The organism is Streptomyces sp. B8-7 (genome assembly GCF_058833805.1).
On record NZ_JBYRRL010000002.1, the window covers coordinates 433,326 to 452,221 of the forward strand.

At 75.3% G+C, this 18,896-nt stretch carries 13 protein-coding genes; 5 read left to right on the forward strand and 8 right to left on the reverse strand.

Features of this window, described 5'->3' with window-relative positions; genetic code table 11:
• Positions 1-4 precede the first annotated feature (4 nt).
• The 3 genes from AC5K6T_RS10630 (at position 5) to AC5K6T_RS10640 (ending at position 5,269) form a co-directional block, all read left to right on the forward strand.
• Complete coding sequence (locus tag AC5K6T_RS10630) at positions 5-2,389, forward strand: xanthine dehydrogenase family protein molybdopterin-binding subunit (protein WP_493207887.1); 2,385 nt, start codon at positions 5-7, stop codon at positions 2,387-2,389.
• A 209-nt stretch (positions 2,390-2,598) separates the two neighbouring features.
• Entirely contained in the window at positions 2,599-4,065 is a 1,467-nt protein-coding gene (locus AC5K6T_RS10635) for an NCS2 family permease (protein ID WP_493207889.1), read from the forward strand.
• A gap of 52 nt (positions 4,066-4,117) precedes the next feature.
• Complete coding sequence (locus AC5K6T_RS10640; protein WP_493207891.1) at positions 4,118-5,269, forward strand: XdhC family protein; 1,152 nt, start codon at positions 4,118-4,120, stop codon at positions 5,267-5,269.
• A 94-nt stretch (positions 5,270-5,363) separates the two neighbouring features.
• Here AC5K6T_RS10640 and AC5K6T_RS10645 read toward each other — a convergent pair whose 3' ends face one another.
• Positions 5,364-5,804, reverse strand: a complete 441-nt coding sequence (locus AC5K6T_RS10645; RefSeq protein WP_493207892.1) for an SRPBCC family protein — start codon at positions 5,802-5,804, stop codon at positions 5,364-5,366.
• Positions 5,805-5,979: 175 nt separating this feature from the next.
• On the opposite strand from AC5K6T_RS10645, the gene AC5K6T_RS10650 reads away from it, so the two are divergent.
• Positions 5,980-7,197 carry a cytochrome P450 gene (locus AC5K6T_RS10650; RefSeq protein WP_493207893.1) on the forward strand — a complete coding sequence of 406 codons (1,218 nt, stop codon included), beginning with the start codon at positions 5,980-5,982 and terminating at the stop codon, positions 7,195-7,197.
• Positions 7,198-7,376: 179 nt separating this feature from the next.
• Here AC5K6T_RS10650 and AC5K6T_RS10655 read toward each other — a convergent pair whose 3' ends face one another.
• From AC5K6T_RS10655 to AC5K6T_RS10685, 7 genes are all read right to left on the reverse strand, one after another.
• Entirely contained in the window at positions 7,377-8,177 is an 801-nt protein-coding gene (locus AC5K6T_RS10655) for a polysaccharide deacetylase family protein (RefSeq protein WP_493207895.1), read from the reverse strand.
• A gap of 494 nt (positions 8,178-8,671) precedes the next feature.
• Positions 8,672-8,983, reverse strand: a complete 312-nt coding sequence (locus tag AC5K6T_RS10660) for a hypothetical protein (protein WP_493207897.1) — start codon at positions 8,981-8,983, stop codon at positions 8,672-8,674.
• A gap of 98 nt (positions 8,984-9,081) precedes the next feature.
• Positions 9,082-9,687: a DUF6069 family protein gene (locus AC5K6T_RS10665; protein WP_493207899.1), complete on the reverse strand. Its 606-nt coding sequence runs from the start codon at positions 9,685-9,687 to the stop codon at positions 9,082-9,084.
• 300 nt (positions 9,688-9,987) lie between these two features.
• Positions 9,988-10,875, reverse strand: coding sequence for a potassium channel family protein (locus AC5K6T_RS10670; protein WP_493209277.1), 888 nt, complete (start codon positions 10,873-10,875; stop codon positions 9,988-9,990).
• A 435-nt stretch (positions 10,876-11,310) separates the two neighbouring features.
• Positions 11,311-11,487, reverse strand: coding sequence for a hypothetical protein (locus tag AC5K6T_RS10675; RefSeq protein WP_493207901.1), 177 nt, complete (start codon positions 11,485-11,487; stop codon positions 11,311-11,313).
• Between the two features lie 465 nt (positions 11,488-11,952).
• Complete coding sequence (locus AC5K6T_RS10680) at positions 11,953-14,766, reverse strand: AAA family ATPase (protein ID WP_493207903.1); 2,814 nt, start codon at positions 14,764-14,766, stop codon at positions 11,953-11,955.
• Positions 14,767-15,824: 1,058 nt separating this feature from the next.
• Positions 15,825-16,811 (reverse strand): helix-turn-helix transcriptional regulator, encoded by a 987-nt coding sequence (locus tag AC5K6T_RS10685; RefSeq protein WP_493209278.1) that lies wholly within the window; start codon positions 16,809-16,811, stop codon positions 15,825-15,827.
• A gap of 253 nt (positions 16,812-17,064) precedes the next feature.
• Between AC5K6T_RS10685 and AC5K6T_RS10690 the strand changes: the two genes are divergently transcribed.
• Positions 17,065-18,732, forward strand: a complete 1,668-nt coding sequence (locus tag AC5K6T_RS10690) for an AMP-binding protein (protein WP_493207905.1) — start codon at positions 17,065-17,067, stop codon at positions 18,730-18,732.
• The last annotated feature ends 164 nt before the right edge of the window (positions 18,733-18,896 follow it).

The following is an 18,896-nucleotide window of genomic DNA, read 5'->3' on the forward strand; positions in this document are numbered from 1 at the left end:
CACCATGCCCACCAACGGTGCTCCCACGAAGATCACCCAAGGCTCCCGCACCCGCGGCGGCATCGGCGAGTCCACCCTCCGCCCGGACGGCACCCTCAAGGTCACCGGCGAGTTCGCGTACTCGTCCGACATGTGGCACGAGGACATGCTCTGGGGGCAGATCCTGCGCTCCACCGTCGCCCACGCGGAGATCGTCTCCATCGACACCGCCGAGGCCCTCGCGACCCCGGGCGTGTACGCCGTCCTGACGTACGACGACCTGCCCACCGAGGTGAGGAACTACGGCCTGGAGATCCAGGACACCCCCGTCCTCGCCCACGGCAAGGTGCGCCACCACGGCGAGCCGGTCGCGCTCGTCGCCGCCGACCACCCCGAGACCGCCCGCCGCGCCGCCGCGAAGATCAAGGTGGAGTACCGGGAGCTGCCCGTCGTCACCGACGAGGCCTCCGCCACCGCCCCCGGAGCGGTCCTCGTCCACGAGGGCCGCGACGACCACCACGCCGGGCACGTCCCGCACCCCAACATCGTGCATCGCCAGCCCATCGTCCGCGGCGACGCGGCCGCGGCCGCCGGGCGGGCGGACGTGATCGTCCGGGGCGAGTACACCTTCGGCATGCAGGACCAGGCCTTCCTCGGTCCCGAGTCCGGTCTGGCGGTCCCCGAGGAGGACGGCGGCGTCCACCTCTACGTCGCCACCCAGTGGCTGCACTCCGACCTGCGCCAGATCGCGCCCGTCCTCGGCCTGCCCGAGGACAAGGTGCGGATGACGCTGTCCGGCGTCGGCGGCGCGTTCGGCGGCCGCGAGGACCTGTCCATGCAGATCCACGCCTGCCTGCTGGCCCTGCGCACCGGCAAGCCCGTCAAGATCGTCTACAACCGGTTCGAGTCGTTCTTCGGACACGTCCACCGCCACCCGGCGAAGCTGTCCTACGAGCACGGCGCCACCCGCGACGGCAAGCTCACCCACGTCAAGTGCCGGATCGTCCTGGACGGCGGCGCCTACGCCTCCGCCTCCCCGGCCGTCGTCGGCAACGCCTCCTCCCTGTCGGTCGGCCCGTACGTCGTCGACGACGTCGACATCGAGGCCATCGCCCTCTACACCAACAACCCGCCCTGCGGCGCCATGCGCGGCTTCGGCGCGGTGCAGGCGTGCTTCGCCTACGAGGCGCAGATGGACAAGCTGGCCGCGGAGCTGGGCATGGACCCGGTGGAGCTCCGGCAGCTGAACGCCATGGAGCAGGGCACGGTCATGCCCACCGGGCAGCCCGTCGACTCGCCGGCACCCGTCGCCGAACTGCTGCGCCGCGTCAAGGCGATGCCGATGCCGCCGGAGCGCCAGTGGGAGTCCAGCGAGGGTGCCGACGTACGGCAGCTGCCGGGCGGCCTGTCCAACACCACGCACGGCGAGGGCGTCGTCCGCGGCGTCGGCTACGCGGTCGGCATCAAGAACGTCGGCTTCTCGGAGGGCTTCGACGACTACTCCACCGCCAGGGTGCGCATGGAGGTCGTGGCCGGCGAGCCCGTCGCCACCGTGCACACCGCGATGGCCGAGGTCGGCCAGGGCGGCGTCACCGTCCATGCCCAGATCGCCCGCACCGAGCTCGGCATCACCCAGGTGACCATCCACCCCGCCGACACGCAGGTGGGCTCCGCGGGCTCCACCTCCGCCTCCCGGCAGACGTACGTCACCGGCGGTGCCGTCAGGAACGCCTGCGCGCTCGTCCGCGAGCGGGTCCTGGAGATCGGCCGCCGCAGGTTCGGCTCCTACCACCCGGCCTGGGCGACCGCCGAACTCCTCCTGGAAGGCGGCAAGGTCGTCACCGACGGCGGCGAGGTCCTCGCCGACCTCGTCGACGTCCTGGAGAACGAGGCCGTCGAGGTCGAGGAGGAGTGGCGGCACCGCCCCACCGAGGCCTTCGACCTGCGCACCGGCCAGGGCAACGGGCACGTCCAGTACTCCTTCGCCGCGCACCGCGCGGTCGTCGAGGTCGACACCGAGCTCGGCCTGGTCAAGGTCATCGAACTGGCCTGCGCGCAGGACGTCGGCAAGGCCCTGAACCCGCTGTCCGTGGTCGGCCAGATCCAGGGCGGCACCGTCCAGGGCCTGGGCGTCGCGGTCATGGAGGAGATCATCGTCGACCCCGCGACCGCCAAGGTCAGGAACCCGTCCTTCACGGACTACCTGATCCCCACCATCCTCGACACGCCGACCATCCCCGTCGACGTGCTCGAACTCGCCGACGACCACGCGCCGTACGGGCTGCGCGGCATCGGGGAGGCCCCCACCCTGTCCTCCACGCCGGCCGTTCTCGCGGCCGTCCGCGCCGCGACCGGGCTGGAGCTCGACCGTACGCCGGTACGCCCGGAGCACCTCACCGGGACCGCGTAGCAGACCCTCCGGGCGGCGCAACGGAACGTCACAACCTCCCCGCGCCGCCCGGAGCACTCCGGCAGCCGCACCGCTCGCGGCCGCCGGAACCGACTGATCGTTCGCCTCGGGCCGTCCCCCGGGTCGTGCGGCCCCAGCACCTTCCCAAATCCCGCAGCCGCCCAGGCGGCCGACGCGGGTGCCCCTTTGAACCTTGGGAGTAGGCCCACATGACCCAGCAGTCACTGGAGCCGGAGACCGTCGCGGAGGACGCGGGCAATGGAACCCGCGTCCCGGCCGGACGCTCCTGGCTCGACCGGTACTTCCACATATCCCAGCGGGGATCCACCGTCGCCCGCGAGGTGCGCGGTGGCGTCACCACCTTCATGGCGATGGCGTACATCCTGCTGCTCAACCCCCTGATCCTGTCCGGCGAGGACGCGGCGGGGAACATCCTCGGCCAGCAGGCCCTGATCACCGCCACCGCGTTCGCGGCGGCCCTCACCACGCTGCTGATGGGCTTCGTGGGCAAGGTGCCGCTCGCCCTCGCCGCCGGCCTGTCCGTCTCCGGCGTCCTCGCCTCGCAGGTCGCCCCCGAGATGACCTGGCCGCAGGCCATGGGCATGTGTGTGATGTACGGCGTCGTCATCATGCTGCTGGTCGTCACCGGCCTGCGCGAGATGATCATGAACGCGATCCCGCTCGCGCTCAAGCACGCGATCACCATGGGCATCGGCCTGTTCATCGCGCTGATCGGCCTGGTCAAGGCCGGCTTCGTGCACGAGAACCCGGCACCCGGCGGCGGCCCGGTGATCCTCGGCCCCGGCGGTGAACTCGCGGGCTGGCCCGTGCTGCTGTTCGCCGCCACCCTGCTCGGCATCTTCATGCTCCAGGCGCGCGGCGTCCCCGGCGCCATCCTGATCGGCATCGCCGGCGGCACGGCCCTCGCCGTCGTCCTCAACGTCACCGGAGTCGTCAACCCCGCCCAGTGGGCGTCCGGCGCACCCGAACTGCACGGCGGCGCGGTCTCGATGCCCGACTTCTCCGTCTTCGGCGACGTGGAGTTCGGCGGCTGGGGCGAGGCCGGCGCGATGACCGTCGGCATGATCGTGTTCACCCTGGTGCTGGCCGGCTTCTTCGACGCGATGGCCACCATCATCGGCGTCGGCACCGAGGCCAAGCTCGCCGACGAGCAGGGCCGCATGCCGGGCCTGTCCAAGGCGCTGTTCATCGACGGCGCCGGCGGCGCGATCGGCGGGGTGGCCGGCGCGTCCGGCCAGACCGTGTTCGTCGAGTCCGCGACCGGCGTCGGCGAGGGCGCCCGCACCGGACTGTCCTCCGTGGTCACCGGCCTGTTCTTCGCGGCCTGCCTGTTCTTCACCCCGCTCACCGCGATCGTGCCCGGCGAGGTCGCCGCGGCCGCCCTGGTCGTCATCGGCGCCATGATGATGATGAACGCCCGGCACGTGGACTGGTCCGACCGGGCCACCGCCATCCCGGTCTTCCTCACGGTCGTGCTGATGCCGTTCACCTACACCATCACCACGGGCGTCGCGGCCGGGGTCATCGCCTACGTCGCCATCAAGACCGCCCAGGGCAAGGCCCGCGAGATCGGCGCCTTCATGTGGGGCCTGACCGCGGTGTTCCTGGTCTACTTCGCGCTCCACCCGATCGAGGGCTGGCTCGGCGTCCACTGAGCCCGCCCGGCGCCGCACCCCTTCACACACCCGCTGTTAAGGAGACCGAGACATGCTGGACATCGCCGACGAGCTGAACCGGTGGGTCGAGCAGGGCCGTGACTTCGCCGTCGCCACCGTGGTGGCCGTCGGCGGCAGCGCCCCGCGCCACCCCGGCGCCGCCCTCGCGGTGGACGCCGACGGCACGGCGGTCGGCTCGGTCTCCGGCGGGTGCGTGGAGGGCGCGGTGTACGAGCTGTGCCGGCAGGCGCTCCAGGACGGCACCACCGTCCTGGAGCGCTTCGGATACAGCGACGACGACGCCTTCGCCGTGGGCCTGACCTGCGGCGGAGTCATCGACATCCTGGTCACGCCGGTCCGGGCGGGCGACCCCGTCCGGCCGGTGGCCGCGTCCGCGCTCGCCGCCGCCGCGCACGGGGACGCGGCGGCGGTGGCGCGGATCGTGTCCGGACCCGCCGAACTCCTCGGCCGCGCCCTGCTGGTCCGCCCCGACGGCTCCCACGAAGGCGGCTTCGGCGGCCACCGGGAACTGGACCGGACGGTCGCCGCGGAAGCCCGCGCCTTCCTGGACGCCGGACGCACCGGCACCCTGGAGATCGGCGAACAGGGCTCCCGGTGCGGAGCACCCCTCACCCTGCTGGTCGAGTCCTCCGTACCCGCCCCCCGCATGATCGTGTTCGGGGCGATCGACTTCGCGTCCGCGCTGGTGCGCGTCGGCCGGTTCCTCGGCTACCACGTCACCGTCTGCGACGCCCGCCCGGTCTTCGCGACCCGGGCCCGCTTCCCCGACGCCGACGAGATCGTCGTCGAGTGGCCGCACCGCTACCTGGAGCGCACCGCGACCGACGGCCGCACCGTGCTCTGCGTCCTCACCCACGACGCCAAGTTCGACGTGCCCCTGCTGCGGCTCGCGCTGCGCCTGCCGGTCGCGTACGTCGGCGCGATGGGATCCCGGCGCACCCACCTCGACCGGGCGGCGCGCCTGCGCGAGGTCGGCGTCACCGAGCTGGAACTGGCCCGGCTGCGCTCCCCGATCGGCCTCGACCTCGGCGCCCGCACCCCCGAGGAGACCGCGCTGTCCATCGCCGCGGAGATCGTCGCCGACCGGCGCGGCGGCAGCGGGGTCTCCCTGACCGGGGCGCACACCCCGATCCACCACGACACCACGACACCTCCGGCGGGACGGATCGGGTCGGTGGCCTGAGGGGCCCCCGAGCCGGGACGGCCGTCCGCGCCGAGGGCTCTCCGCGCCGAGGGTCCTCCGCGCCGAGGGTCCTCCGCGCCGAGGGCCCTCCGCCTCAAGGCCGTCGAAGGAGCCGGTCCACCGCGCGTCCGAACACGGCCCGCCCCGCCGCCGCGACCAGCGGGCCGGCGGCTCCCGGGACGAACCTGACACCCACCTCCTCGCGCCACAGCACCCGCGTCCGCCCGCCCGGTCCCGGCAGCACCTCGATCTCGGCCCAGCCGCGCACCACCCGGCCGCGCTTCTCCAGCCGGCACCGCCCCGGCCCGTCACCGGCCGGCGGACGCCACACCGTGACCTCCATCCGGTCGTCGAAGGCGAGCGGCCCCACGCCGGTCCGGGCCACCACGACGGTGCCCTCGCGGGTGGGCGGGTCCGGAGCCACCGCGACCCGGGTCAGCGGCACCACGGCAGCGTGCCGGGGCCACTCCGTCAGGCGGCGCCAGGCCTCGCCGGGCGGCAGCGGCACCGTGCGCCGGAGCTGGAAGTAGGCCACCCGACGATCCTAGGGACTCCGTCGCCGCCGGGGGACGAGGAGCGCCGCCCCGTCGGCGCGCCGGAGCGGAAGGTGTTGTTCCGTCAAAAAGCATCCGATGCCAGCCCTTCCGGACGTGTACCCCTTCAGGGCACCATGATCGGCGACCGACGACCCGCCCGCCCGGAGGACGCCCATGGACAGCGAACTGCTCGACCGGCTCGGCGCGATGCACCGCGACCCCTACCCGCACTACGAACGGGCCCGGCAGGCCGACGGACTCCTGCGGGTTCCCGAACTGGACGCCTGGATCGTGGCCAGGGACGCCGACGTGCGCGAGGTCCTCGGCCGCCCCGAGGACTTCTCCTCCGTCAACGCGCTCAAGCCCGACATCCCGCCCGCCCCCGCCGCACTCGCCGTCCTCGGCGGCGGCGTGCCCGACCTGCCCCATGTCGTCGTCACCGACGGCGACCTGCACAAGCGGCTGCGCGAGCCGATCGTGCGCGGTCTGTCCCCGGCGAAGGTGGACGCCGTCGCCCCGTTCGTCGCGGAGCGCGCCGCCGCCCTCGTCGACGCGTTCGCCGACCGGGGCGCCACCGAGCTGATGACCGCCTACGCCCGCCGGCTGCCCGGCGAGGTGGTGGGCCGGATGGTCGGCATCGACCCCGCGGACATACCCGGGGTCGTGGACGGCGGCTACCGCTTCCTGGAGCTGGTGTTCGTCCCCATGCCGGAGGACGAACAGGTCGCCGCCGCCGAGTCGGTGGTCCGCACCCAGCGCGTCCTCGACCGGTACGCCGTCGCCCGCCGCGCCGAGCCCCGCGACGACCTGCTCACCGCCGTCGTCGTCGACGTGGCCGGCCAGGGCACGGCCCCGCTGACCGTCGGACAGCGCCACGAGATCGTCTCCCACCTGCAGAACCTGCTGCTCGCCGGGCATCTGACGACCAGTGCGCTGATCGGCACCACGGTGCTGCACCTGCTGCGCCACCCCGGGCAGTGGAAGCTGCTGTGCGAGGAGCCGGAGCGCATCCCGGCGGCCGTGGAGGAGGCCGCCCGCTACGACAGCGCCCTGCAGGGCTTCCGCCGGATCACCACCCGCCCCCTCACACTGGCCGGCACCGACCTCCCGGCCGGGGCCGACGTGTACGTCGCGTTCGGCTCCGCCAACCGGGACGGCGCGCAGCATCCGCGGCCCGACGACTTCGACATCACCCGTGAGCCCGGCCGCCACCTCGCCTTCGGGGTCGGCGCCCACAGCTGCCCCGGTGCCCGGCTCGCCCGCGAGCAGCTCCAGCTGACGCTCAAGGAGCTGACCTCGCGTCTGCCGGGCCTCAGGCTGGCCGAGGACCGGCCGGTCACGATGCTGCCGATGGTGCTGCGGTCCGTACGGGAGCTGCACGTGCGGTGGTGACATGACGTGCGGTGGTGACGCGGTGCCGACGGTGGCCGCTGCCGTGCCGTGCCGTGCCGTGCGGTGCCGTGCGGTGCCGTGCCGTTACGGCGCGTTACGGCGGTGGCGCGATACGGCGGTGGCGCGGTCACGGGCCGACGCGGTGACGGGGCCGGCCGGCGGAGGGGGCGGCCCCGGCCCTATCGGTAGACCCGGCCCGGCTCCGCTCGCCCCGGGGCGAGCAGCTGGGGGACCGTGACGAACACGAACCCGCGCTCCTTGAGCGCCTTGACGATGCCGGGCACGGCCGGGACGGTCCCCGGGTAGATGTCGTGGAGCAGGATGATGCCGTCGCGGGAGGACTGCTCCAGGACGCGCCGCTCGATGAGCGCGGAGTCGCTGGTCCGGTAGTCCTTCGCCGTGACGCTCCAGAGGACCTCCGCGAGGCCCAGCTCTCGGCAGATCTCGTGCACGGTGTCGTTCGTGCGGCCCTGCGGTGGACGCATCAGCGTCGGGGCGCGGCCGGTGAGGCGCTCTATCTCCTGGTTGGGGCGGCGCAGCTCCTCGCGTATCGCGTCCGGGCCGAGCTCGGTGAGGATGCGGTGGTCCCAGGTGTGGCTGGCCGTCTCGTGGCCCTCGTCGGCCATCCGCCGCACCAGTTCGGGGTACTTCTCGATATGGCGCTTGCCGAGAAGGAAGAACGTCGCGGGTACGCGCTCCCGGTGCAGGATGTCGAGCAGCCGCGCGGTGTTCTCGCCCGGCCCGGCGTCGAAGGTCAGGGCGATGCACTTGGCCCTGCGGCAGTCGACGCTGCCGAGCTGTGCCGGCGCGCCCGCGAGGGGCCGTGCCCGGGCGGTGCTCGGCGCGGTCGTCTCCAGCGTGGCGCACCCCGTCAGTGCGAGCGCCAGGCAGGCGAGGGCGGTGCCGATCGCGGCGGCACGCAACCCGGTCCCCGGTCTGTTCGTCTTCCTGTTCGGAAGCTTCTTGGTCAGAGAAGGCATGGGCGGACTATACACACCGGGTATAAACGCGGTTTATAGTGGGTTGGCCTGCGTCTTTGACGGTCGATGGCGCACTCGTCGGCGTCTTTCGACCTGCCCCGTCCGGCCTCGGGCGGCCGCCGTCCGAGGCCGGACGGTCGTACCGGCGCGGAGGCGGAGCCGGGCGCCGTCGAGGCGGGGCACGGCCCGCGCCGCCCTCGCCCGGGCCACCTCCGCACCCGGCCGGCCGCCGCGCCGTAGGGACGTCGGACGGCGTCGCACCGGGCCGCGCCGGAGTCCGGCCCGGTGCCGCCGCGGCCTGCTCGCGGCCGCGGCCGGGTGTGCCGCTACACCGCCGCGGGCGCGGGCCGCGCCCTGCGGCCCAGGCGGGCCACCAGCTGCCCCACGATGCTCGCGACGACCGTCCGCGGTCGGCACGATCAGCGGCATCTGGTCGTAGGCGTCCTTGCCGAGCAGCAGAAGGGCCAGCACGGTGCCGGTCGGCGGCAGCCCGGTCACCACGGCGGCCGCGGCGGCAGGGTGGCCGGCGCCGCGAGGACGACTCCGGGCGGTTCCTTCGGGCCGATCGGGGTTCCGCCGGCCAGGCCGTGCACCGCGACGTGCCCGCCGCGCCCCGGCAGACGGGTGACGATCGGCGCGAGGATCAGTCCGGCCGGCAGCAGCGCGGGCAGCGGCCACCGGCACGGGGCGCGGTCGTGGCCCACCGCCTCGGGCAGGGACTCCCGCACCCGGCGCTCCAGTGGGTGCTGGAGACTGACGAAGAAGAGGCAGGCGAGCGCGATCGGCACGCCGAGCAGCACGCACACCAGCAGGAGCCGCAGGGTGGTCGCGGCTGAGCACGCTGCCGCACAGTGGGGGAGGAGCCCCCGCCCGGCCGTCCGATGGGGCCGGGGCCTCCGCGTCGTCAGACGCCACGGCGCGGCGTTCTCCGGGCCACCGACCCACGGCCCACCACGGACAGCAGCGAACCGATGGTCAGGCCGACCGCGCACCACACCACGGCGGTGCCGACCTTGGCCCCGACGGCGGCCGTGGTGGTGAACGGCAGCAGCGCGAGCCCGGTGGTGACGAGCGCGACGATCCAGCCGAAGAACCGCACCGGCCGCGGTGTGGTCCGCACCAGTACGTGCAGCAGGGCGGTCGCCGCGAGCGCGGCCGCGGCCGCGCCGGCCGTCGGCAGCACGGTCGAGGCGTCGGCCAGCCCGCCACGCCGTCGGGCCGCGAGGACCGGGACACCGAGCACCCCGCGCACCAGCAGCAGCGTGACCAGGGCCGCCAGTCCCGCCACTCCGGCGGTCATCACCCCTCCGGACCACAGGCGCGCGGCGTTGAGGCGGCCGGTCGGCTCACCGGGCAGCGGCTGCGGACACCCGGTGGGGGAGCCGCTGCCGCGCCCGTACGGGGCCGGGTGCGGGTCGGGGTCCGGTGACGGGGGCGTGGTCGGTGGTGTGGACGGTGGTGTGGTCGGTGGTGTGGACGGTCCGGCGGGAGGCGGGGTCGAGGGCTGCACGTGCGGTCTCCTCTCGGTCGGCGGGGGGAGGTCGGTCGTCCGTGCGCCGCTCGCGGGCCGCGCCTGAACCACGGCCGGAGGACCGCCGCCGGTCGTGGAGGAGGGAGCGGCCCGCGGGGCCTCCGGTGTTCCCGGAACCACGAGTTGGTGGGTCTCAGTAAAACCAACGGGCGCACAGGCCGCATGTCGGACGGCCGGCCGCCCGGTGCCCCGGCCGGCCGCCGCGCCGCCCGGCGACCCGGCCGGCCGCCGCGCCGCCCGGCGACCCGGCCGTCTCCTCGCCGCGGCAGCGCGGCGGTGTCAGCCGGCGGCTGTGCCGCCCGCGTCCCGCCCGTGGTCGGCGGCGTAGGCGGCGAACACCCGCGCGGGCGGGCCGCCCGTGTGCAGGAAGCGGTCGTCCAGCACGGCCGCGAGGTCCGCGAGCGCGGCCGCGAGCACCTCGCCGGCCAGCCGCACCTCCGCGCGCTGCGCGCCGCGGCCGCGTTCGGCGAGGAGGCCGGCGTGGCCCACCGTGGCGGCCAGCGAGGAGCGGTCCTCCCCGTCGTGGAAGTAGTACGCCTCGGCGTACTGGGTGAAGTCGATGCGGACGCGGACCACGTCGGAGGCCAGGTCGTGCAGCAGCAGCGCCCCGGCGGTGCAGTCCAGCTGCCGAGCCGTCGGGGCCGCGTCGCGCAGCAGTGCCAGACGGACGGCCAGGGCCCTTCTGCGGGTCAGCGCCGGGTAGATCTCCAGTACCCAGGACACGGTGGCCGTCAGCAGCACGAACCCGACCAGCGCCTCCAGCGGCGAGACCACACGCAGCCAGGCCTCCTCGGGGGAGATGTCGCCCAGTCCCAGGGTCGTCACCGTGACCAGGGACAGATAGAGGGAGTCCAGCAGCGCCGGCTCCTGGGCCGCCTTCGAGCCGGGCGAGAAGGTGAACGCCTCCGGCATGTGCGGCCAGTAGACCAGGGCCCAGCCGAGCACGATCGTCAGTGCCCACATGGCGACCACGGTGACCATCGCGAGCGGGCCGACCAGCCCGGCGACCCGTCCGCGCGAGCGGAACCGCCGGGCGGCCCGCCACAGCCCCGTCATCACCAGACGGCTCAGACCGCCGTGGCGTGTCGGGTGCCACAGCGTGTGGAACAGGTCCCTCAAGGTGATCATCACCAGGGCCAGACCCGCGAGGGAGACGAACCACTCCATCCGCTTCCCCTCACCCGCCTCCCACGACCGGCGGGAGATCCTTTGCTCCTGCTCCTGCTCCTGCTCCTGCTGCTGCCGCCGCCACGCCGCTGCCATCGCCGCGGTCCGCCGTCGCCGTCACCTCCGGCGGCGGGCAACCCGCGTGTGCCCACCGTGCCACTCCCGGCGGGCCGCCGCTACACAGGCCGGGGCCGCGGTCCCCGGGGCCGTGGGTCCGGGGCGAGGGCAGCCGAGCCTCCGTGGGTCCCTTCCCGTCCGCGGCTCCGTTGAGCGCTGAGACGGGCGGGTTCCCCACCGGGGGTGAGGGCCGCGCGGTGGGGCGCGACAGCGTGTCGTGATGTCCGGGCAATGGAGAGGGGGCGTTGCGGGCCGCTCTTGGAGGCCCGCAACGCCCCCTGGTCTTTCACCTGAGGGGTGCTCAGGAGTCCTGCGGCATCAACCGGTGCCGCGTCCGGCCCGGGTGGAGCCGGTGAGGCCACCGGGACGCCCGCAGCGGGTGCGGCCCGCGGGAGCGCCGTGCTGCGCGGGGGCGCCGAGGCTGAGCCGGGCGGCGCGGGCGGCGCGGGCGGCGCGGGTGGCGGCGGATCTGCTGGCGCGGGTGGGCCCGGACACGAGTCTCCTCAGGGACGGCCGGTGGGGGGTCGCCGGGGTGGGGGGTGCACAAGGGGTCTGCGGGCCGACCCCGATGTGCCCGGCGAGCGGCACGTCCTCTAGGCTAGGGTCGGCCGCATCGTGTCCCAATGAGGGACTTCCCTAAGGGAGTTGGGGCAGGGAAAACCCTCGGTCGAGCCGGAGCGGGCCCCGCCGGGAGGCTCCCGCGGGGCGGTGTTCCCCGGTAACCGGCTCACCGGGGCGAGCCGTCGGGTCCGCACCTGCCGGAACAGTACCGCCGCAACGGCCCGCGAGGACCGGACGGGCCGGAACGGGCCGGAACGAGCCCGCAGGAATGGCCTGTCACCACCGGCCTGTCACCACCGGCCCGTCGAACGGACCCGTCGAACGGACCCGTCGAACGGACCCGTCGAACGGACCCGTCGAGCGGGGACACTGCCCGTCGCCCGGGGACGGCGGGCCCGGTCATCTGGCCTGGCGTCCGGCCGCGAGTCGTACGATGTCCACCCGCGAGCGGATCCCGAGCTTCCGGTAGACCCGGGTCAGGGTCGCCTCGACCGTCTTGACGCTGATGAACAGCCGCCCCGCGATCTCCCTGTTGGTGGCGCCCTCCATCACCAGCGCCGCCACCTGACGCTCCATCGAGGCCAGGCCGGCCAGCGCGTCGACGGGGGCGGGCGCGGGGGCCGGGGCCGACGGCTGCGACCGCCGCTCCGCCTCGGCCGCCTCCACCTGCCGCAGCCAGGGCAGCGCCCGGCACCGCCGGAACAGCCGCTCCGCCTCGTCGAAGTCGGCCGCGCCCGGCCGGTGCGGGCGCAGCCGGGCCAGCGCGAACGCCGCGCGGGCCTCCTCCAGGCCGTAGCCCAGCTTCGCCAGACGGTCCTGAACGGACGTCAACTGGGCCATGGCCGCGTCGTGTTCGCCGCGTGCGGCGCGTACCAGGGCCTCGGCGCGGTCCAGCACGGCGAGGACGCTCTCGCGGCCCAGCCGCAGCGCCTGCTCGCGGGTGACGTCGATGAGGTTCTGCGCCTCGTCCGGCTCGCCGACCAGGACCAGTGCCTCGGCGAGGTCGCCGTGCCAGCGCCCGCGCGCCGGGTCCGTGACACCGAGGCCGCCCTCCAGCTGGCGTACCCGCCGCAGCGACAGCACGGCGCCCTGCGCGTCCCGCGCCACCAACTGGGCGTGCCCGAGGGCGCCGAGGGCCAGGGAGAGGTAGACCGGGTCGCCGTCCTCCTCGGCGAGGCCGACGGCCTCCCGGGCCAGCGCCATGGCGCGCTCGGTGTCCCCGCCGGCCGCCTCCGCGAGGGAGGTCAGCATGGCGGAGGCGCCCTCGCCGATACCGCAGTCGCGGGCCAGCAGCAGCCCCTCGCGGGCCAGGTCGAGGGCCCGGCCGCAGTTCCCGGAACGCAGTTCGGTCTCGGCGACGAAGCGCACGAAGTGCACCTCGCTCTCGACGACACCCCGCAGCCGCGCCTCCCGCAGCAGGCCGGTCGCGGTGGCGCGGGCCTCGACCAGCTGGTCGCTCATGACCAGCCAGCGGAACCGGGCCGCCCCGGCCCCGTTGTGGTGGCAGGCCACCTGCGGGTCCTGGGGCTCCCGCAGGGCACGCTTGATGCTGGCCGGGGCGTCGGGGTGCCCCATCAGCGTCTCGGTCTGCGCCTGGAACGACAGCGCGAGCAGTTCCGTCCTGCGGTCGTCGCCGCGCGCCGCCAGCTCGGCGGCGTGCAGCGCCTCCAGCCGTGCCTCGGCGAAGTCGCCCTCGACCATGAGCGCCCGCCAGGCGAGCTGGTAGTGGACCTGCGCGAGCAGCCGCGGGTCGTCGCCCGCGTCGGCGAGGGCCTGCGGGAACACGGAGTCCACGTCGCCGAGGGCCTGCCCGGCCGACTCGATCACCACCATCCAGGCCCGGACCCGGTCCGTGGAGGAGGTGGCGCGGGTGAGCACGTCACGGGCGATGTCCCGGGCCAGATCGATCTCGCCCGCGGTCAGCGCGTCCTCGGCGGCCTGCAGACGGCGGGTGTCCGGACCGGGCACCATGCCGGCCGGCGCGTGCCGGGCGGCCAGCAGCCCGAGCGAGGCGGCCACCGAAGGCGCCCCCCGGTCGCGGGCCAGCGCGGCGGCTCCGCCCAGGCGTTTGGCGACCTCCGGGTCGGTGCCGGTGGTGGCCAGTGCCAGATGCCGGGCACGCTCGATCGGGTCGGAGGCCGCGGTGGACAGCGCGGAGTGTGCGGCCCGCCGGGTCTGCGCGGGGGCCTCCGCGTAGAGGGCGGCGGAGATCAGCGGATGGGCGAAGCGCAGCGCCGGCGCCTCGGGCTCGACGGTGAGCAGCCCGAGCGCCGCCGCCTGGGCGGTCTCGGCCTCGGCGTCCTCCCGGCCGGCGGCGTGCAGCAGGGCCAGGGTCGGGCGGGCACCGGCGCTGGCCACCAGCAGGGTGTGACGCGCCTCGGCGGAGAGCATCTCCAGCCGGCTCAGCACCAGGGCCCGCAACGAGGTCGGCACCGGCAGCGGTTCGCCCGGCCGGGGCGCGGCGCTGCTCTCGGCCAGGGCACGGCCCAGCTCCAGGGCGAACAGCGGGTTGCCGCCGCTGGTGCGGTGGATGTCGCGGACCGTGGAACGCGGCAGCCGGTAGCCGCCCTGGTCCAGCAGCGCCGACACCTGGGTGCGGGTCAGCGGACCCAGTCGCAGCGCGAGTGTCTCGGGCGGCGTGGCGCGCACCTGCCGGTCGTACTCCTGGCCCTCGGTGCGCACCGCGCACAGCAGCTGCACGGGGAAGTCGCCGAGGCGGCGGGCGGCGAAGCCGAGCAGCTCCGCGCTGGCGGAGTCCAGCCACTGGAGGTCGTCGGCGACGACCAGGACCGGGCCCTCGGCGGCCAGTGCGCGCAGCGCCGACAGCACCGCCAGGCGCAGAGCCAGTCCGTCGCGCTGGAGGCTGGACTCGCCGCGCCCGGTGAGCGCCGACTCCAGCGCCGTGCGCTGGGCGGCGGGCAGCCGGTCGGACACCTCGGGCAGGACCAGGCCGAGCAGGTCGGCGAGGGCGAGGAACGGCAGATGCGATTCCGACTCGGTGGCCGAACAGCGCAGCACGGTCCGCGCGGAGCGGCCGTAGTCGGCGGCCAGCGCCCGCAGCACGGTCGACTTTCCGATACCGGCCGGCCCGTGCAGCAGCACACTGCCGCCCCGGTCGAGCTCCGCCCGCGCCGTGGCGAACAGCTCCTCCCGGCCGATGACCAGCTCGGAGCGGCCTCGGGCAGGCTCCTGGTAGTCCCGTCGCACGGTCACCGCTCCCTCCCTGAATCGTGGCCGTGCCAAATTCTAGGCAACGAGTCATTGAAATTCGGAGTGACGAGGTGGTGAGGGAGATAACAACTGGGGAGCATCCGGAAAATCAGGACTCCGGTGTGTGAACGGCCGCCTCGTACTGCGGCCCCCCGCGCTCCGGGCCCCGCGGCCCCGGCCGGGCACGCCCCGCGCCCGCCCGTCCCGGTCCCGCGTGCCCGGCTCCCGCGTATCCGGGTGCGGCCCGCCCGGCCGCTCCGCGTGCCCGGCGGGTGCGCCGCGCTCCCCGGCGTCCCGGACTCCCGGAGCCGCGGCCCGGGCGCCCCGCGCCGCAGTGTTCCGGACCGCGGCGTTCCGGACCGCGGCGTTCCGGACCGCGGCGTTCCGGACCGCGGCGTTCCGGACTGCTGTGTCCCGGACTGCTGTGTCCCGGACGTGCCGCTCCGGGGCCGACGCGTCCCGGGCTCCCGCGTCCCGGGCCTCCCGGCCTCGGGCCCGTACATCCCGCACCTCTCTCCCCGGGGCCTGTCGGTCCCGGCCCCGCGCTCCTTCTGCCTCCGTGTGGCAGGTCTCCCTGTCACGGGCCCCACGTCCTCCGCCTCATGTTCCGGGCCTCCTCCGGGGAGCGCGGTCTCCGGTCCGCCCGCTCCGCGCCCCCGTGTCCCTGTGTCCCCGTGTCCCCGTGCCCAGGTCCCCGTGCCCAGGTCCCCGTGTCCCCGTGTCCCCGTGCCCAGGTCCCAGTGTCCCGGGTTTCCGCGCCCCTGACCCTCCGCATCCCGCAACCAGTTCCCCGCGACCCGCGGTCCCGCACCGCGCGGTCCCGTGCCCCGCGGTTCCCGTGTGCCGCCGCGCCGCCGGTGCCGCGACCGGAACGGTTCACCGGATCGCGACGCCCGGCCCGGCACCCCGCCGCGCCGTCGACGCACCCGGGCTGTCCGGTCCGCGGGTGGCGCCCCGCCGTGCCGGGCACCGCGCCGGACGCGGGCTTCCCGGCAGGCGCCGCCGGTCGCGGGACGGCCGGGCACGGGACGGCCGGGCACGGGACGGCCGGTCGCGGGACATCAGGGCAGGGCCCCCGTGCGGCGGGCCGCCGCGACCGCCTCGCCGCGGGTGTGGGCGCCCAGCTTGCGCATCGCCGAGCGCAGATAGCTCTTGACCGTCTCGGGCCGCAGTCCCAGTCTGGCCGCCGTCGCGGCGTTGGTGGCGCCTGCCGCCACCCAGGCGAGCACGTCGACCTCGCGGGGTGCGAGCCCCGCCGCCGCACCCGGTGCGCCGGGAACGGCGGGCGGCGCCAGCAGTTCGCACGCCCCCAGCAACTCCGCCCGCAGCGCCGGGTCGGTGATCCGCGGCACCAGCGCGCGCAGCGCGGTGTGCGCCTCCCGCATCCGCTCGCGCGCCGCCGCGTCCCCGGTCCCGGGGCCGGGCCCCGGCCCGACGGCCGGCCCGGCCCCCGTGTCCGCGTCCGGCCCGGTGCCGATGCCGGGCGCGGACCGGACCGCGTCCCGGACCGGCCCCGGGACCAGACCGCCGCCGGGCCCCTGGGCGAGGCCGTGGAGCGGCCGGTGGAGCAGCCCGTGGACCGGTCCGGGGACCACTGCCAGCAGCCCGCGCGCCTCCTCGGCCGCCACCATGGCCTGCTCCACGTCCCGGGCGGCCTCGACGGCCGCGTGCAGGGCGCGGTCGCCGAGCGGCTGGGCCGTACGCAGCGCGCCGTACAGCACCCCGCGCACCCGGCGCCGCACCACCACGGGCACCGCCAGCACCGAGCGCAGCCCCTCCGCGGCGACCGGCACGTCGTACTCGTGGCTGATCTGCCGGGACGCGGAGTAGTCCGTCACCGCGCACGGGCGGGCCAGTGCCACCACCCTGCCGCCCAGGCCGCTGCCGGCGGTCACAGCGAGCGCCCGCAGCGCGGGCGTGGCGGTGCCGCTCAGCTCGCTGATGCGCACCTGCGGCCGCCCGGGCTCCACCAGTCCGCCGAACGCCACCGGCAGGCCCGTGTCCCGGCGCAGCCGCAGCAGCGCCGCCCGTACGTCCGCCCTCGGCATCCCGGCCGCCGCCGTGTCCTCTGCCACCGACTCGCCCCTTCCCGCCGCAGTCGAAGCCGTGCGCCGGCCGCGTCCGCCGGCCCTGCCGACGGGCGGGCCGGGCCGGGTGGCCACGGCCCCGCGCCGGCCCACCGGACACGCCCGGGCCGCAACCTCACGGCGCACACCCCCGTTCGGGGGTGGTGAGACCTGCATCACGGATTACACGATGGCGGAAAGCCGCCCGGCAATGGTCCGGAACAGAGGAGGACGGATGACGGCGACCGAGGACTTCCGCAGGGCACGGAACTTCCTGCTGGAGCACCGCGAGGACTACGCCACCGCCGCGGCCGGCTTCGTGTGGCCGCGCCCGGAGTACTTCAACTGGGCTCTCGACTGGTTCGACCGCGTCGCGGAGGGCAACGACCGCACGGCCCTGCACATCGTCGAGGAGGACGGCGCCGAGACGCTGCTGTCCTTCTCCGTGCTGGCCGACCGCTCCGACCGCGTCGCGAACTGGCTGCGCGGGCTGGGCGTGGCCGCCGGGGACCGGGTCCTGGTCATGCTCGGCAACCAGGCCGAGCTGTGGGAGACGGCGCTGGCGGCGATGAAGCTGCGCGCCGTCGTCATTCCCGCCACCCCGCTGCTCGGCCCGGCCGACCTGCGCGACCGCGTCGGGCGCGGACACGTCCGGCACGTGATCGCGCGGGCCGCGGACACGCCGAAGTTCGCCGACGTGCCCGGCGGCTACACCCGGATCGCCGTCGGCGGCACGGGCGGTGAGTGGCATGCCTACGAGGACGCCTACGCCGCCCCGGCCGGCTACACCCCCGACGGGCCGACCCGGGCCGACGACCCGCTGATGCTGTACTTCACCTCCGGCACCACCGCCCGCCCCAAGCTGGTCGAGCACACCCACACCTCGTACCCGGTCGGCCACCTGGCCACCATGTACTGGATCGGCCTGAAGCCGGGCGACGTGCACCTGAACATCTCCTCGCCGGGCTGGGCCAAGCACGCCTGGTCCAGCCTCTTCGCGCCCTGGAACGCGGAGGCGACGGTCTTCGTCCACAACTACCCGCGGTTCGACGCCGCCCGGCTGATGGCGGAGATGGACCGCGTGGGCGTCACCTCCTTCTGCGCGCCGCCGACCGTGTGGCGCATGCTGATCCAGGCCGACCTCACCCGGCTCGCCCGCCCGCCGCGCGAGGCGGTGGCTGCGGGGGAGCCGCTGAACCCCGAGGTGATCGAACAGGTCCGCCGGGCCTGGGGGGTGACGGTCCGGGACGGCTTCGGGCAGACCGAGACGGCCGTGCAGGTCTCCAACAGCCCCGGCCAGCCGCTCAAGACCGGCTCGATGGGCCGGCCCAGCCCCGGCTTCCGCGTCGAACTGCTCGATCCGGTCACCGGCGCGCCCGGCGCCGCCGAGGGCGAGATCGCGCTCGACCTGTCCGCCCGTCCGGTGGGCCTGATGACCGGCTACCACGGTGACCCGGAGCGCACCGCCGAGGCCATGGCGGACGGCTACTACCGCACGGGGGACGTCGCCTCCCGCGACGCGGACGGCTGTCTGACCTACGTCGGGCGCAGCGACGACGTGTTCAAGGCGTCCGACTACAAGATCTCCCCGTTCGAGCTGGAGAGCGCCCTGCTGGAGCACGAGGCCGTCGCCGAGGCCGCCGTGGTGCCCGCGCCGGACGAGCTGCGGCTGGCCGTGCCGAAGGCGTACGTCGTCCTGGCCGACGGCTGGCAGCCCGGGCCCGGCACGGCGAAGGTGCTCTTCGCGCACTCCTGCGAGACCCTCGCCCCCTACAAGCGCCTCCGCCGGCTGGAGTTCGCGCCGCTGCCCAAGACCGTCTCCGGCAAGATCCGCCGTGTCGAGCTGCGCGAGGCGACCGCGGCCGGCTCGGACGCCGAGTACCGCGAGGAGGACTTCCGGTGACCCCGACCCCGACCCCGTCGCCGTCCCCGGCCCCGGCCGCGTCCCCGGCCCCCGCCTCGGGCCCGGCTCCGGCCCCGGCTCCTGCCGAAGATCCGGCATGCGCCGGGCCGAACCTCGGGGAGGCGGTCCACGTCCTCCGCGAACAGCCCTCCGCGCGGGGCGGG